At 70.3% G+C, this 15373-nt stretch carries 13 protein-coding genes; 1 reads left to right on the plus strand and 12 read right to left on the minus strand.

Annotation, left to right across the window (positions count from 1 at the left end; genetic code table 11):
- Positions 1-194: 194 nt before the first annotated feature.
- The 12 genes from IG62_RS0129890 to IG62_RS0129945 form a co-directional block, all read right to left on the minus strand.
- On the minus strand, positions 195-1526 hold the full coding sequence (locus tag IG62_RS0129890) for a cation:proton antiporter (protein WP_063755408.1): 1332 nt from the start codon (positions 1524-1526) through the stop codon (positions 195-197).
- Complete coding sequence (locus IG62_RS0129895) at positions 1523-2488, minus strand: DUF6282 family protein (RefSeq protein WP_234326808.1); 966 nt, start codon at positions 2486-2488, stop codon at positions 1523-1525. Before IG62_RS0129895 ends, IG62_RS0129890 begins: the two co-directional genes overlap by 4 nt.
- Complete coding sequence (locus tag IG62_RS0129900; protein WP_030810133.1) at positions 2475-3179, minus strand: RraA family protein; 705 nt, start codon at positions 3177-3179, stop codon at positions 2475-2477. The genes IG62_RS0129895 and IG62_RS0129900 overlap by 14 nt, the downstream gene beginning before the upstream one ends.
- On the minus strand, positions 3176-5392 hold the full coding sequence (locus IG62_RS0129905; RefSeq protein WP_030810136.1) for an isocitrate/isopropylmalate family dehydrogenase: 2217 nt from the start codon (positions 5390-5392) through the stop codon (positions 3176-3178). Before IG62_RS0129905 ends, IG62_RS0129900 begins: the two co-directional genes overlap by 4 nt.
- A complete protein-coding gene (locus IG62_RS0129910) occupies positions 5389-6219 on the minus strand; it encodes an alpha/beta hydrolase (protein WP_158795144.1) in 831 nt (276 codons plus the stop codon). Before IG62_RS0129910 ends, IG62_RS0129905 begins: the two co-directional genes overlap by 4 nt.
- Positions 6216-7154, minus strand: a complete 939-nt coding sequence (locus tag IG62_RS0129915) for a hypothetical protein (protein ID WP_030810144.1) — start codon at positions 7152-7154, stop codon at positions 6216-6218. The genes IG62_RS0129910 and IG62_RS0129915 overlap by 4 nt, the downstream gene beginning before the upstream one ends.
- Positions 7155-7471: 317 nt before the next feature.
- Entirely contained in the window at positions 7472-8395 is a 924-nt protein-coding gene (locus tag IG62_RS0129920) for a LysR family transcriptional regulator (protein ID WP_051798770.1), read from the minus strand.
- A 185-nt stretch (positions 8396-8580) separates the two neighbouring features.
- Positions 8581-9852, minus strand: a complete 1272-nt coding sequence (locus IG62_RS0129925) for a multidrug effflux MFS transporter (RefSeq protein ID WP_078872328.1) — start codon at positions 9850-9852, stop codon at positions 8581-8583.
- A gap of 44 nt (positions 9853-9896) precedes the next feature.
- On the minus strand, positions 9897-11336 hold the full coding sequence (locus IG62_RS0129930) for an FAD-binding protein (RefSeq protein WP_051798772.1): 1440 nt from the start codon (positions 11334-11336) through the stop codon (positions 9897-9899).
- Between the two features lie 167 nt (positions 11337-11503).
- Positions 11504-11701, minus strand: a complete 198-nt coding sequence (locus IG62_RS0129935; RefSeq protein ID WP_030413313.1) for a tautomerase family protein — start codon at positions 11699-11701, stop codon at positions 11504-11506.
- A gap of 184 nt (positions 11702-11885) precedes the next feature.
- Positions 11886-13508, minus strand: a complete 1623-nt coding sequence (locus IG62_RS0129940) for an MFS transporter (RefSeq protein ID WP_051798774.1) — start codon at positions 13506-13508, stop codon at positions 11886-11888.
- 24 nt (positions 13509-13532) lie between these two features.
- Positions 13533-14882, minus strand: coding sequence for an NAD(P)/FAD-dependent oxidoreductase (locus IG62_RS0129945; protein WP_030810159.1), 1350 nt, complete (start codon positions 14880-14882; stop codon positions 13533-13535).
- Between the two features lie 221 nt (positions 14883-15103).
- On the opposite strand from IG62_RS0129945, the gene IG62_RS0129950 reads away from it, so the two are divergent.
- Positions 15104-15370, plus strand: a complete 267-nt coding sequence (locus tag IG62_RS0129950; protein WP_030810162.1) for an acyl carrier protein — start codon at positions 15104-15106, stop codon at positions 15368-15370.
- The last annotated feature ends 3 nt before the right edge of the window (positions 15371-15373 follow it).

The raw sequence follows: 15373 nt of genomic DNA on the forward strand, positions 1-15373 counted from the left end.
CGCTCGTAGTTGGTGCCTCGGTGGCAGTACAGCTGGAAGCCAGGCCCACGCGCTGAGCCATGCGCCGGCGCGGCCGCTGCACGTCCGATCACCATGGAGGTGCTGCGATGACCGGCGAACATGGGAATTGGGTATTGCGGCAGCATCCTCGTCTGTGAGTGAGGGTGCGTGAGAGCGGGCAGATGACGAAGCGGTCAGCTGTTCCCGACCGGCTGCGCTTTGCCACGCGGTGCGCTTGATGTGCTCGGTGCGCTCGATGTGCTCGGTGCGCTCGATGTGCTCGGTTCGCTCGGTGGGCGGTGTCGTTCCGGTGGTCCCTTGCGCATGAGGGCGGTCAGGGCGGGTGAAGTGAGCGCCGTGGCGGTCAGGGCCATCAGGACGAGCATGGTGTAGAGCTCGGGACCTATGAGGCGCAGGTCCAATCCGGCGGTCAGCACGATGAGTTCGGTGAGGCCGCGGCAGTTCATCAGGGCGCCGAGCGAGAGCGCGCCGCGCCAGTCCGAGCCGCAGGCACGCGCCGCGAGGGCGGTGCCGCCCCATTTGGTGGCGGTCGCCACGAGCAGGATGACGCCGCACCACAGCCAGGGGGCCGGGTGCGGTCCGAGGGTGCCGATGTCGATCCGCAGGCCCGTGCTGATGAAGAAGAGCGGAAGGAGGAAGGGGACGGCGAACTGCGACATTCCCTGGGCGACCTGGTGAACTGAGGGGGAATCCCGAGGCGTGGCGGCGCCGAAGAGGAAGGCACCGACGACCGCATGGACGCCGATCCGGTCAGTGGCCAGAGCCGCCAGGCACAGGCAGCAGGTGACGAGTGCGAAGGTGGCGGCGGCTCCGGTGCGCCGCAGGACGCGGGCGAGCAGCGGGCGTACGACGCGGAGCAGCAATGCCGCGAAGGCGACGGTGAGGAGGACCGTGCGCAGGACGGCACCGAGCGAGGTGTTGCGGGCGAGGGCGGTGACCAGGGCCAGCAACGACCATGCCAGCACGTCGTCGACGGCAGCGCAGGTCAGGGACAGGGCGCCCAGGCGGGTGCCGGTCAGACCGCGGTCGGCGAGGATGCGCGCCAGGACCGGGAAGGCGGTGATGCTCAGTGCCACCCCCAGGAAGAGGGCGAACGGGAGGCGGTCGGCGGTCTCGGGTGCGTAGTGGCCGTAGAGGGCGAGGGCGAGCAGGGCGCCGCACACCAGCGGGACGGCGAGGCCGGTCAGGGCGACCGTGAGGGCGGTGCGGCGCTCGCCGCGTACCACTTCCGGATCCAGTTCCCGGCCGAGCAGGAACATGAAGCACAGCAGGCCGAGCTGGCCCAGGGAGTCCAGGACGGGGGCGAGGCCGGGTGGGAAGAGCGCGGCCGTCGCCGCCGGGCAGGCACGGCCGAGCACGGAGGGGCCGAGCAGGATGCCGGCGGCGATCTCGCCGATGACGGGGGGTTGGCCCAGGCGTTTGCACACCGCTCCCCCCGCCCAGCATGCGGTGAGCACGAGGGGCAGGGAGAGCAGCAGCGCCGGCAGGATCGGCGGTGCGGTCACAGGCTCAGCATCTCCTGAGGCGCGGCGTGGATGAGCTCAGCGATCCGCTCAGGGGTCAGACCCGCCCAATGGAAGATTTTCTGATTCCACGTCAGCCACGACGCGATGTCCATCTGGGACGGCTGGCCGAGGTCCGAGCTGTAGACGACCCTCGGGAGGAGGGACAGGACGTCGGCGAAGTCGGCCCAGTCCTGATATTCGAGCAGGTAGGTGAGCGCGGTCTGCTCGGTCCACACCTGTTCGGCAGCGGCCACCTCGACGAGGTCCTTGTAGGTCAGCCCGGTCATCGGGTTGGCGGGCTGGTTGAGCATCAGGCGGGGCAGGTCCAGCCGCACGGCCTCGTCGACCAGCAGCCGCACCTCGTGTCCGTCGGCGTGGCCGGTGGAGATGACCACCGGCAGATCGCGGGCGGCGCGCAGGAGTTCACGGACCTCCGGGCGCAGCGTTCCGCGGTCGTCGGTGACGGTCAGCGGGCGCTGGCCGTCGGCGAGGAGCGGGTGGGAGGGGGTACGGGTCAGCCGGCTGCGGTGGCTGCGACCGGTGACCGTGGGGAGGTGGACGATCAGCCGCAGCCCGCTGTCGTCACCGTGCTGGATGACGGCCTGTTCCACGGCCCGCGGGTCGAACCCGCCCGCGAGGTCGTTGAGGACGATCGAGCCGGAGACGGGCAGCCCCTGCTGGCGGGCCTCCCATGCCTGGGCGGCGGTCGAGCCGAGATGGTTCTTGAGGACCACCCAGCCACCGTGCTCGGCATAGATCGCGCCGGCGGTGGCGGCGGTGTGGCGGCGCAGATACGCGTCCGGGCCGACGTGGTAATGGACGTCGATGAACCGCGCGTCCCTCGGGGCCGGTGGCGTGGGCCGCGCGGCGGCCGGTTCCTGTGCGGTGATCGCCTCGGTGGACAGCTCTGCGGCCGGGCCCTGAGCTGGGGTGGTCCCCTCGGCGGACTCAGCGGTCGCCATGCTCGCCCCCGTCCTCCCACGGACGCGCGTAGCCGAAGCGGGCGCGGGCCTCGTCCAGCCGGCTGCCGCCGAGCGCGGCTTCCCGGATACGGGACTCGGTGCGTTCCACGGCCTCGGCGCGGCGGACGACCTCCTCGACGAGAGCGGCCGGGATGCGCAGCGCGCCGTTGTCGTCGGCGACGATCCAGTCGCCCGGGGCGACGGTGGTACCGGCGATGTCCACCTCGACGCCCGTACGGTCCAGCACCACCCGGTTCTTGCCGCTGACCATGGTCACATCGGTGCTGAACAGCGGGTATCCGGCGGATCGGCTCTCCTTCACATCGCGCACCGAGCCGTGCACGACAGTGCCGGAGATGTCGCGGTGCAGGGCCACGGAACTGAGCAGGGAGCCCCAGTTGGTGCAGGTGCGGCTGCCGGCGTTGTCCACGACGACGACCGAGCCGGCCGGCACGTCGTCGATGTAGTTGGCGGCGTTGTGAAAGGTGGTGGCGTCGTCGATGGCGCGGTAGCGGACGGTGAAGGCGGGTCCGCAGGCGACGGTGCCGGGGGTGCGCGGCCGGATGCCGGGCAGCACGCACGGCGGGGTGCGCATGCTGTCCATGGCGTCGGAGAGGGCGGCGGTGTCCAGACGGGACAGACGCTCACGCAACGCCTCGGTGGGCACCGGGGTATCGGTGGCGGTGGTCATGCGGATTCCTCCGTGAGCGTGCGGCGGCCGGTGAGGTGCCGGGCGAGGGACCAGGCAGCGAACTCGGTAGCGTAAGTGGCGACTTCGGGCCCGCGGTTGGGGACCGTCAGGGTGCTGGTGTGCTCGCCGGTCTCGTCCTGGACGGTGCAGGTGAGCGCGAGCGTGCCGGTGTGGGTCGTACGGTCCCCGCCGTCCCAGACGCCGGACAGGGCGACATCGAGCGCGCCCGAGCCGTCGGCGGTGGCGCGTTCGCGGGCCACTTCGGAGGCGAAGAGGCCCTCGGTGAGCCGGTCGTCGACGGTCAGGACGAGGGCGTGCTCGTCCAGGAGCTCGGCCAGTTCCTGGACCGCGGTGCGGTCCCGGTCGGTGACGATGTGGTCGGCGAGCGCCGCGTCCAGGCGTTTGGCCAGGTCGTCGGCGGCTTCGGGCGGGCAGCCGAGCCGGATGTCGACGTACGGGTAGTGCCAGCGGTAGGCGGGCTTCACCGGTACTCCGCTGTCCCGTACGAGGTCGTCGACCAGGGCTGCCGCGTCCGCCTCGATGATGCCGAGCGTGCGGCGGAAGACGGTGGTCACCTCGGGCGGCTCGGGGAGGTGCGGCAGGCCGCCGCGCAGCACGGACTCCAGCATCGGCAGGCATTCGCGGGGCGGGCCGGGGAGCATGATCACGGTGCTGCCCTGGGCCTCGGTGCGGCAGCCCCAGGCGGTGCCGTTGGTGTTCGGCAGCAGGTCGGCTCCCGCGGCGAACAGCGCCTGACGGCGGTTGTCGTCGTGGATGGCGACGCCGAAGCGGGTGAGGCGTGCCACGACGCCCTGCCATGCCTCCTCCCGGTGCTCCAGCGGGCGTCCCAGCGCGCGGGCCACGGCACTGCGGGTCACGTCGTCGGAGGTGGGGCCGAGTCCGCCCATCACCACGATGACGTCGTCGCGGCCGAGGGAGGGCCGGATGGCGTCGGCGATGGTCGCCTCGTCGTCGCCGATGGTGTGGCGGACGCGGACCGGGATGCCGCGCTCGCCGAGCATCCGGGAGGCGTTGCCCGCGTTGGAGTCCTCCAGGTCGCCGCGGAGCAGTTCGTCGCCGATGGTGATGATCGCGGCGGTGGGGGTGTGCGGGACCTCTCGGCAGGCGTCGATGACCGCCTGGGCCGCTTCGGTGGTGTTGGCGGCGCCGCCCAGGTCGTAGGTGACCCGGTCGCGGCGGCGGGTGACATGCCGTACGGCGTCCTGGATGCTGCCGGCCTCGTCCTTGAAGCCGAGGTGCTCCAGCATCAGGGCGATGGTGAGGAACGCCGCGGCGGGGTTGGCGCGTCCGCGCCCGGCCATGGCCGGGGCGCTGCCGTGCACCGGCTCGAAGTAGTTGCCGGCCTCGCCGATGTTGGCGCTGGGCGCCAGGCCCAGTCCGCCCATCACGCCGCCGCCGAGGTCGGAGAGGATGTCGCCGAACATGTTCTCGGCGACGATCACGCCGAAACGCTCCGGGCGGCGCGCCATCCACAGGGCGACCGCGTCCACGTTGAGGACCTCGAAGGGAATCTCCGGGTAGTCGGAGCCGATCGCTTCCAGTCGCTCCAGGACGTATGCGCTGCTCTGCCGAAGGACGTTGGGCTTGTCGGCGAGGGTGATCCGCTCGTAGCCGTGGCCCCGGGCGGTCTCGAAGGCGAAGCGCAGGATGCGGTCCAGGCCGTGCGAGGTCTGCAGCCGGATGCTTGCGGTGGAGCCGGCGCGGCCGCTGCGGCGGACGTTGGGGTGTTCGGCGACCAGCGGCCACATCTCGTCCGGTACGTGGTTCCAGTCCAGGCCGGCGTACAGGCCCTCGGTGTTCTCCCGGACCACGCAGAAGCGGTACGGCGTGCCACCGCCGAGGTAGTTCTCGACCGGCCGCAGATTGGCGAACAGGTCCAGGCGCTGGCGGAGTTGAATGATCGGCGAGATGTACTGCGGAGCGCGTTCGCGGAGTTCGGGCGCCAGTTCCGCAAGTGCCTCGCGGCGCGGCTTGCTGGTGGTGGCGCCGAGCAGGACGGCGTCGCTGCGGTCGATCAGATCCCAGGTGCGGTCGGGGACGGGGGTGCCCTCGGCGCGCCAGCACTCCCAGCCGATGTCACCGAATTCCAGGTCGATGGGCAGGCCGAGGGCCTCGATCACCGGCAGTGCGGCGTCCAGGACCTCCGGTCCGATGCCGTCGCCGGGCAGGACTGCGACGGTCTTGCGGTTCATGACTCTTCAGCTCCCAGGAAGCGGGCGACGGCGTCTCGGGTGAGGGCCGGTTGGTCGGCGTGCGGGCGCATTCCGGCCTGCGGGATGCCCACCAGGTGGTGCCGCGGGCGGGGGCCGGTGGCCAGGTGCTTGGCCTGGACGAGCAGCGACTGTTCGCCGTACACGTGCAGCAGTGGTCCGGGGAAGTCCCGCACGGGCTCCCGGGCGTCGGCGTCGTGCAGCAGCCGCAGTCCGGTGGACAGTCGCCGTCCCGCCGCGGCTTGATCCGGCGCGGGGCCTGGTGCGGCCGCCGGTTCGGTCCGCTGCCGCGGTACGCTCCCGGGCTCCCGGGCCGGGCCGCTGACGACCTCTTCGAGGAGGTGCAGTGCCGTGGACAGGCCGTGGGTGCCGACGGCGGCGGCGATCCGCTCCAGTTCGGTGTTCAGCTCGTCGTCGGCGACGGTCGGGCCGGAGAGCAGCAACACCTTGGAGTGATGGGTCCACTCGTGGGTGAGCAGGGCCTGGACGACGGCGCCGCCCAGGGCGTTGCCGGCCAGCAGGTCGGGGCCGTCGGTGCCGGAGGCGAGGTGGGCCGCCCAGCGGTCCACGAGAGCCTTCAGGTCGTCGCCCTCGCACAGTAAGGAGAGGGTGTCGTAGATCGTGATCCGGTGGCCCGAGGCGAGCAGCGGCTCCGCGACCTGCTGGAAGAAGGCGCCATGGTCCCAGCGGGGCATGACGGGGGCGAGGACGACCGCATGCCGCGGTGCGTCGGGCTCGCCCAGAACTGCGGCGGCCGGAGCCGGCGCGGCGTCGCGCACCGGCTCCGGATGCGGGGGACGCGACGTCACCGGGCGCCCGCCGCGGTGAGCTCGCGGGCCGCCGAGAAGGCGTCGCCGATCCGGTCCACGGGGAGCTTGGCGCGCTCCTCCACGGAGAGGTCGAAGTGGCCCAGCACCAGGTCGGGCAGCGGCAGGGAAGGCGTGGCCTGCGCGATCTCGGACTCCATGCGGTGGGCGAGGTTGAGGATCCGGCCGAGGTCGTACCCACCGTCGGCAGGACGGCTGTGCCGGCCGAGGTAGGCCAGCCACTGCTCGGTGACCAGATTGCCCGGGCCCTTGCCCATGCCCAGGACCGAGGAGTCGATCCAGGTGGCGCCCGCGTCCACGGCGGCGATCGCGTTGGCCAGCGCCAGGCCGAGGTTGTTGTGGGCGTGCAGTCCGATGGCCGCATCGGTCACCGAGCGGACCAGGGTGACCAGTTGGGAGACCTCGCGCGGCAGCATGCTGCCGTTGGAGTCGGCGAGGTACACGACGTCGGCGCCGGCGTCGCCGGACAGCGCGGCGAGGTCGACAAGTCTTCGCCGGTCGAGCTGGCTGACCCGGGTGATGTTGACGGTGGTGGTGAAGCCGAGGTCAGCGGCCTGGGCGAGCAGGGCAAGCCCCGGCTCGGGCGCACCGGAGGGCAGGCAGAACCGTACGAGGCGGATGCCGGCCTCGTACATGCGCGACAGGTCCTCGGAGGTGATGTTCTTCGGGTGCAGGATCATGCAGAGGCGGTCGGGCGAGACGACCTCGGCGACCGCACGGATGTAGTCGTCCGCACCCACGCCGGTCCGGCCGATGCCGGGCTGCGGTTTGAACGAACCGTTGCGGTAGCCGATCTCGACCCACTCCATGCCGGCCGCGACGCTCTCCCGGGCGTGGTGCAGCGCGTAGTCGAGCGGGAAGTCGAAGTTGTTGCGGTAGCCACCGTCGCGCAGCGTCACATCAAGATTGACGATCATTACCCCTCCATATATGGCGCAGGCAGTCGGCGGGGTGACAGCAGACGTGCGCGTCCGTCGCGATGCGACGGACCGATGAGAATTGCGCACTTTTGTTGAGCGGGACCCCCCTAAGAACCCCGCACCACCCCGTTAGCGAACTCCACGGACCAGAAAGGCCACACTGTTCCTTCGGTGAAGCACCGGGGTGTGGCGGCGCCGGGAGTCCGACGGCGCTAAACCTACCGCACGCTTTCAGTCGAACTCTAATGGCCGGGTAAAAATTCGCCGGGAGGTGGTGTACACACACCCGACAACATCCATTAACCCCTGCTCTTTCATTGCGGCCGGCGGCTTTGCCGAAGGTCGCCCGCGACCTTCCGGCGAACCTGCGCACTGGTCGCCGCAAGCACTTCCAGGCGTTCCGGATCTGCGGTTTCTCGCACGGCGAGAAACATGCGGATGGTGATGGGCTCCCCCTCCAGGGGCAGCAGCGCGATCCGGCGGGAGGAGACGGTATGGGCCACCGTCGGGTACATCAGCGTCCAGGCGGGCGCACCCGCGCCGATCTCGGCGAGGGTGTCCTGAAGTCCGGTGGAGGACGGGCCGAGGGGCGGTTCGAAGCCCGCCTTGCGGCAGGCGGAGAGGACCGTGTCGAACAGCACGGGGTTGTCGGCGCGGGAGGCCATGCGCAAGGGCAGCCCGGCGAGGCCGGCCAGGTCCAGCACGTCGCGCCGGGCCAGCGGGTGCGAGGCGGGCAGGGCGACCACCAGCGGGTCGTGCCAAAGAGCGAGAAGCCGCAGGCCGGGGGCGCTGTCGATACCGCGGATGAAGGCCGCGTCCAGGCGCCCGGCACGCACCTCTTCCAGGCGGGTACGGGCGTCGAGCGTCTGGAATTCGAAGCGGGTGCCGGCGCCGCGGCCGGGCAAGGCGTCCAGGAAGTCGTCCAGGCGTCCCCCCAGCGCGGAGCTGATGCCGATGCGGAAGGTGGCCTCGCTCTGCGTGGCCAGCCTCCTGGCCTTTGCGGCGAAGACGTCCAGCGCCTTCAGCAGTTCCCGCCCCTCGGGCAGCAGTGCCCGCCCGACCGGCGTGAGGGTGACGGTGCGACTGGAGCGATCGAAGAGCTGGGTGTGCAATTCCCGCTCCAGTCGGCGCACCTGCTGACTGACGGCGGGCTGGCCTATGTGCAATCGCTCGGCCGCCCGGCCGAAATGCAGCTCTTCGGCGACCGCAACGAAGTACTGAATCTGACGCAGTTCCACAGGACCCCCCGATTCCCAGAGCGATCCCATTGTTGAAAGCAAAACATTTAGTTGCTGGGGATCGCCCGCACGGCGAATCCTCGCATACCGACGAGCGGCGCCACCACCGGATGGGGCCGCTCGTCGGATCGGGCACTACGAAAGGAGTCCGTGGAGTTTTACCCAGACACTTTTCGGACGATTGTTTACTCGGCAGTAGCTCCCTGCAATTCCGCGGCGGGCTGCGCGGCGCTCCGCATTTCACGGCCGGCCCGCTCCTGCCGCCTGGCCAGCGACAGGAACAGTGCAAAGGCCGCGATTCCCACCACTGAGGCACTCAGGACGAACCACCCCAGGGCGAACAGGTCGCCGGCCGGCAGCCGGCTGGAGACGAAGATCCCCAGCGAGGCCGCGAGCAGCTGGAGCGCGCCCATGAGGCCGGAGGCGGAGCCGGCGGTCGAGCGGAAGGTCGTCACCCCCGCGCTCATCGACAGCGGCAGCAGGAAGCCGTTGCCGTACGTCATCACCGGCATGAAGACCAGCACCAGCAGGCCCCAGGGCGCGCCGGCCCCGCTCAGACCCAGCCCCAGCATCATCAGCGCTCCGACGAGGAAGAACCCGTGGCCCATCCACAGAAGCTGGTTGATGGGCCGCTTGCGCACCAGCGTGCGCGAGGTCAGGTTGCCCGCGACGTAGGCGATCGAGACCGTGATGTAGCAGTAGCTGGTGGTCTCGGTGGCCAGGCCCATCTTCTCGAAGACCAGCGGGGAGGCGGCCAGGTAACCGAAGTAACCGCCGTACGCCACCCCCAGGTTGACGGTGTAGGCCCAGAACAGCGGACGGGTCAGCAGCTTGGGGTAGCCCTTGAGCGTGGCGCCCAGGTGCTTGCTGCGCCGCTCCGGCGGCAGGCTCTCCGGAATGGAGGTGACCATCACGATCAGCGTCGCCAACCCGATCAGCGCGGTCACCACGAACGGGGCCCGCCACGAGACATAGGTGGTCAGATATCCGCCGACCAGAGGGGCTATGGACGGGGAGACGCCCACGATCGGCATGACCGTGGCGAACATCCGGGCCGCGTCCTTCTCCTCGTACAGGTCACTGATCACGGCCCGGCCGAGCACCATGCCCGATCCCGCGCCCAGCGCCTGAAGGAGCCGACCGGCACCGAACACCTCGACCGTGGGTGCCACCGCGCACAGCAGGGACGCCACGACGAACAGTCCGAGACCGGAGACGATGACGCGCTTTCGGCCGTACGCGTCCGAGATCGGCCCGTAGACCGCCTGCGAGACCGCGATGCCGATCATGAAGGCGCTGAACGTCCATTGCACGGACGCGACCGGGGTGCCGAAGGCGTGCGCGGTGGCCGGCACGCCCGGCAGGTTGATGTCGGAGGCGAACAGGCCGCCGGCGTTCAGCGAGCACAGGACGGCGAGCAACAGCGCGTAGGGCGTGCGTGTTGATGCGGTCTTCATGGCAACGGGACAACTTCCTTGGTCGAGGGTGAGCGGCTGAGGACTCACCTGGTGGGGGTCGGTGCCTGGGCGATCTCCGCCCCGGCCAGCCGCCCGAATGTCAGCGCCCGCAGCACCGAAGTGGCCCCCGGATAGCGGCTGTAGTAGAGCCCGGCGGTCTCACCGATGGCGTACAGGCCCTGGACGGGCTCGCCCTGCTCGGTCAGCACGCGCGAGCGGGTGTCGGTGCGCAGCCCGCCGAAGGTGAAGGTGATGGCGCAGTGCACCGGCCAGGCCATGTACGGCCCGGTGTCCAGCTCCACGGCCCAGTTGGACTTCGGCGGCACGAGGCCGACGGTGTGCTTGCCGTCCAGCCGTGTCGGATCGAAGGGAGTGGGCCGGCAGGCGTCGTTGTACCGGGCCACGGTCCAGCTCAGCTCGTCGGGCGCGATGTCCAGCGTGCAGGCCAGCTCGTCGATGGTCGGCGCGGTGATCGGGTCCTTGTCCGTGAGCAACGACCGCTCGTGTCCCTCGATCTGCAGCAGCTTGGCGTCGCAGATCAGGTACGCGGACTGCCGGGCCTCCCGCCAGATGCGGTACGCGACGTCCTCGAAGGTGTTGTCGGGGGTGTCCGCCCCCTCGTCCAGGAAGCGCCGCCCGTCCGCGTTGACGAGGATCCCGTACGGGTAGGCCATGATGAGCGCCTCGGCCTGGTGGCTGCGCGGATCGACGGGCTCGCCGTGGAAACGGTCGTACTGGCCGCTGCGGGCGGCTCCCACCGCCACCGCCATCTCGATGCCCTCGCCCTTGTTGTTCTCACCGCCGGGCGCGATCGGCCGCAACCCGCCGCCGGTGGGCCCCACATGGCGTTCCAGCAGCTCCGGGTTCCCCTGGAATCCGCCGCACGCCAGCACGACCCGCCGGGCTGCGATGTGCCGCAACCTGCCGTCCTCCTGTACGTGTACGCCGTTGACCCCGCCGAAGACGTCGGTGCTCAGCGCCGTGGCGCGGGCCCCGTAGGCGATCGAGCCGCCGAGCCGCTCCAGCGACGTGGCGAGCTTGTCCACCAGGCTGGCGCCGCCGCCGGCGGGCATCAACCGGGGGCCGCGCGCGGTGACGAAGTAGGTCGGCCGGGTCTCGAACTCCACGCCGTGCCGGTCGGCGAGCCAGCGCACGGTGGGCTCCGCGTTCCGGCTCAGCGCCGCGATGTGGTCGGCGTCCGACTGCCCCTCGCTCAGCTCGTGCATCCGGCTCTCGAAGTCCTCCGCCGGCGTGCCGTCGGCGGTGAGCCGGAGGAACGAACCGGTCCAGGTGGTGTTCCCGCCACGGTTGTAGCGGCTGGACCGCTCCAGGACCAGGACCCGGCTGCCGGGGGCGTTCTCGGCGAAGCTGACCGCGGTCGCCAGGCCGCCCGCACCACATCCCACCACCAGCAGATCCAGGGGACCCGAGGCAGCGGCTGCGGCGGCGGACGACGGTACGGCGGTGTCAAGCGCGTCGCTCACGGCGGCTCATCAACTCCTGTTCTGATGTGGGGAGAACCGGCGGCCGGACGGCCGGGAGCCGGCGGTGCGGCCGTTTCCGGGCCGGACCCGGGGGTGATCCGGCCCGGAAACGGCGCCAGGGAGTGGGTCCGTCCGCAGGCCGTGGTTCCTGCGGACGGACCCTGTGGTCAGCGCTTGGCGGCGCGGGCGGCGAGCGTGTCGCCACCGATCGACCAGCTGTCGGTGGCGATCTCCTGCACGGTCACCCACACGCTCTCCGGCTTGCTGCCGGTGGCCTTCACATAGGCGTCGGTCAGCTCACGGACCAGCTCCGCCTTCTGCTCGGCGGTCTTACCAGGGGTCTGCTGCACGTGGATGAGAGGCATGGATGTCTCCGGGGGTCGTGACGGAACTGGTGACGTACGGTCCCTGGGCCGAGAGGCGCCGGGGAACCGCCGTGCACCCAGTCCAGCACCGGGCCGGTGGCCGTCCAAGACGCAATCCGATCTGGCACCGATCACGAATCGTGATGCCTCCGGGCGGCCGCTCTCCGCTCCGCGCCGGCCCGGCTCACGCGGCTCCTGCTCGCGCACCGCGCTCGTCCGTTGCGTGACGGAGGACGGCCGCAGGGTCATGCGGCACCTCGTCCAGTTCCCGCCCCGCCGTCTCCCGGCCCTTCAGGCCGATGGCGACGGTCGCCAAGGCCATCGGCACGGCGGCGCACAGCCCGATGATCCGCATGCCGGGGTAGTGCGCCAGCAGCAGGCCGATCAGCGGCGGGGCGAAGAGCCCGCCGGCCTTGCTGCAGGCCGCGGTGAACCCGCTCGCCGCGCCCCGTACGTCGGTCGGGTAGATCTCGGCGGCATACGGGGCCAGCGTGGCGACCGCCCCACTGGTGCCGATGAGCAGCAGGGCGAGGAAAACGTAGACGGCCGGACCGGTGCCGGCGCGGCCGGTGGCGGCGAGGCCCAGCAGAGCCAGCACGGTGACCACGCCGGAGAGGACCATGGTGCGGCGGCTGCTCCATCGGGCATAGAGATACGCCACCAGGACGGTGCCGGGGACGGCCAGGAGCGAGGAGAGGGGCAGCACGCCGCCGGCGGCCTTGCCCAGGAGCGTGGGCAGGAAGGTCATGAAGCCCCAGTTGACGATGGACCAGGAGAGCGCATAGCTGCCGACGACCAGGGTCTTGGCGAGCGCCCCGCGCCCGAAGAGAGGCGCCACCGTGCCCTGGTGCCGCGGGAGTTCGGCCGGCGGGTGGTCCCCGTCGGCCAGCACCATCCGGTAGTCGGCCAGGATCCGTTCGGCCTCGGCGACCCGGCCGTAGCGCACCAGGAAGCGCGGGGACTCGGGAATCCACCGGTTCATCACGATGATGGCGACGGCGAACGGGAAGTGCACCAGCCACATGATGCGCCAGCCGAAGACCGGGATCAGGACGGCGGCCAGCGCGCTGGTGAAGAAGTACGCGGCGACCGTGGCCAGGCCCGCCTGGAGCACCATGACGATGCTGCGCTGACGGGCCGGCACCGACTCCGCCATCAGCGCGTACACGATGGGCAGCAGCCCGCCGGCCGCCATCCCCATCACCAGGCACATGAAGAGGTTCCACTCGAAGGTGGGCATCACGGCACACACGGTGGTCGTGATGAACATCAGGGAGGACAGGAGGATGGTGGCCCGGCGCCCGAGGCGGTCGGCGAGCCAACCCCAGACCAGCGAACCGACGATGGTGCCGGCCAGCGCCACCACCGGCAGCGCGGCCGCCTCAGCGGCGCTGATTCCGTACTCCTCGCGCATTCCCGGGATGATGAACGCGAGCGTGGCGGGCTTCATCACGTCGATGACCAGGGCCAGCGAGAGTGCCGCGATCAGCCGCCGGTGGGCGGGGCTGAGCCGGTCCTCGGGGCCGGGCTCCACGCGGTAGCGGCCGGCCGCGGAAGTGCCCTCGTCCGAGGGCCGGTGCCGGACCAGCCCGATGACCGCGGCGACCAGTCCCACCACCAGCAGGACCATGCCGGCGATCATCTCGGGTGAACTGCCCATTCCCATCCCGGCCATGCGGTAGTGCATCGTGCGCATGGCGAAGAACATCGGCAGGTGCAGGCCGACCCCCACGCAGGAGAGGACCACACCGGTCCAGAACCACCAGGGCCGGGCGATGCCGGCGCTGTTGTTGTCCGTACGAGCCATGACGATCTGCCTTCCCGGTCGCCGTCAGCGGCCCGTTGCGGGGGCGGTGGCCCGCAGTGATCCGAGGTGCCGGTGCCACAGGTGGTTCGGGTCGGCCTCGACCTCACGCAGCACCTCCCGCATCCTGCCGAGCGCCGCCGGTTCCTCCGCGTCGTACACATCGCCCTGGAGCATCTTCAGGACGTCGACGCGGTAGCGCGGGTCCTGGACGAAGGCGGTGAAGAGGATGTTGAGGCGGTAGTAGATGGAGATGAACTCGTGCCAGTTGCGGACGGCCTTGCCCAGCTTGCCTTCGTACCTCGCGAACCGCTGCCGGGCGAAGTCCCCGGCCTCGTGCGCGGCGATGATGTCGCGCGCGGCCAGCCGGGCGCTGTTGAGGGCGACGCTGACGCCGCTGGAGAAGATCGGGTCCACGAAGCGGGCCGCATCGCCGACCAACAGCCAGCCGTCGCCGCACAGTTCGCGCATCGCATAGCTGTAGTCGCCCTCTGCCTTGAAGGGGCGGACCCGCCGGGCGGCGCGCAGTGCGCGGCCCAGTTCGGGGCGGGTGTCGATGGAGTCCCAGAAGAAGGCTTCCAGGTCGTTCGCGGCGGCTTCCTTGAAGCGGCTCTTCTGGGTGACGACGCCGATGCTGGTGATCGTGTCGGTGATGGGGATCTGCCACACCCAGGTGTCGGTGAGCGGCAGGAAGTGGACGAAGATGTAGTCCGCCCGGTCCTCGGTGCCGCTGACCGCCTGCCGGTCCAGCCCCTCGAACCAGGTGTGGACGGCGTACTGGTCGAAGACCGGGTCGGGCTCCTTGAGCTTCAGCTGCCGTCCGAGGTGGGTACCGCGGCCACTGGCGTCGACGACCATCCGGGCCGACAGCGACGACTCCTTGCCGCCCTCGCGGTAGGTGAGGTGCTTGATGTCGCCGTCCAGGTCGACCCGTTGTACGCGGGCGCCCTGGCGGACCTCTGCGCCCAGCTCGGAGGCGTGCTCCAGCAGCAGCTCGTCGAAGCGCCCCCGGTCCACGTGGTACGTGTGGTCCTGGTGGACCCCGGGCTGGTCGCGCTCGCTGAACTGGACGTCCGCCAGCCGGAATCCGCTGTGCAGGCCCTGGAATCCGAGCCGCGGGATCGAGTCGTCCACCGCCGCCGTCCATGCGGCTCCGAACTTGCGGGGGAAGCCCGCCTTCTCGACCTTCTCCAGAGCGCCTATCTCCGCCAGTACGGGTGTGGTGGCCGGCACCAGGGATTCGCCGACGTGCGGCCGCGGGAAATGTTCGGCTTCGAGTACGACGCAGGACAGACCTGCCTGCGCGAGATAGGACGCCATGGTCGACCCCGCGGGGCCGCCACCGATGATTCCGACGTCGTACAGGAAATCAGACACAGAGAGTCCTTTCACGGGTTGGCCGAAAATTAGCAGCCGGTCACGCCGATTAACAACCATTACTGAGAATTGATACCGAGCGCCGTCAACGCATCTGAAAACCCGGGGAATCGATCAGGGAACGTGATCGATTCATTGCGAATCGGGTGTGGTTCGGCCCTCTCTCCTGTGGTCAGCTAGCCGGGTCCGAACAGCCCGGCGGTACGAGAGGGTGCAGCGCAATGACCAAGGACGAGGCGGCCGACGTCGTCAGGGAGTACCTCCAGAGCCAGGTACTCGGCTCCCGGGAGGAGGAGATCGCGCTGGACGCGCCGCTTCTGGAATGGGGGATTCTCACCTCGCTCACCACCGTCCAGCTCATCGGCCACCTTCAGACGGCCCATGGAATTTCCATTCCGCACGACCAGGTGGTGGGCTCCAATTTCGCGACGATCGACAGCATCGCGACCCTGCTCGCGGAATTGTCGGACACTCCGGCGCGGACCTGAGGA

Source organism: Streptomyces sp. NRRL S-337, from assembly GCF_000720175.1.
Lineage (GTDB): Bacteria > Actinomycetota > Actinomycetes > Streptomycetales > Streptomycetaceae > Streptomyces > Streptomyces siderophoricus.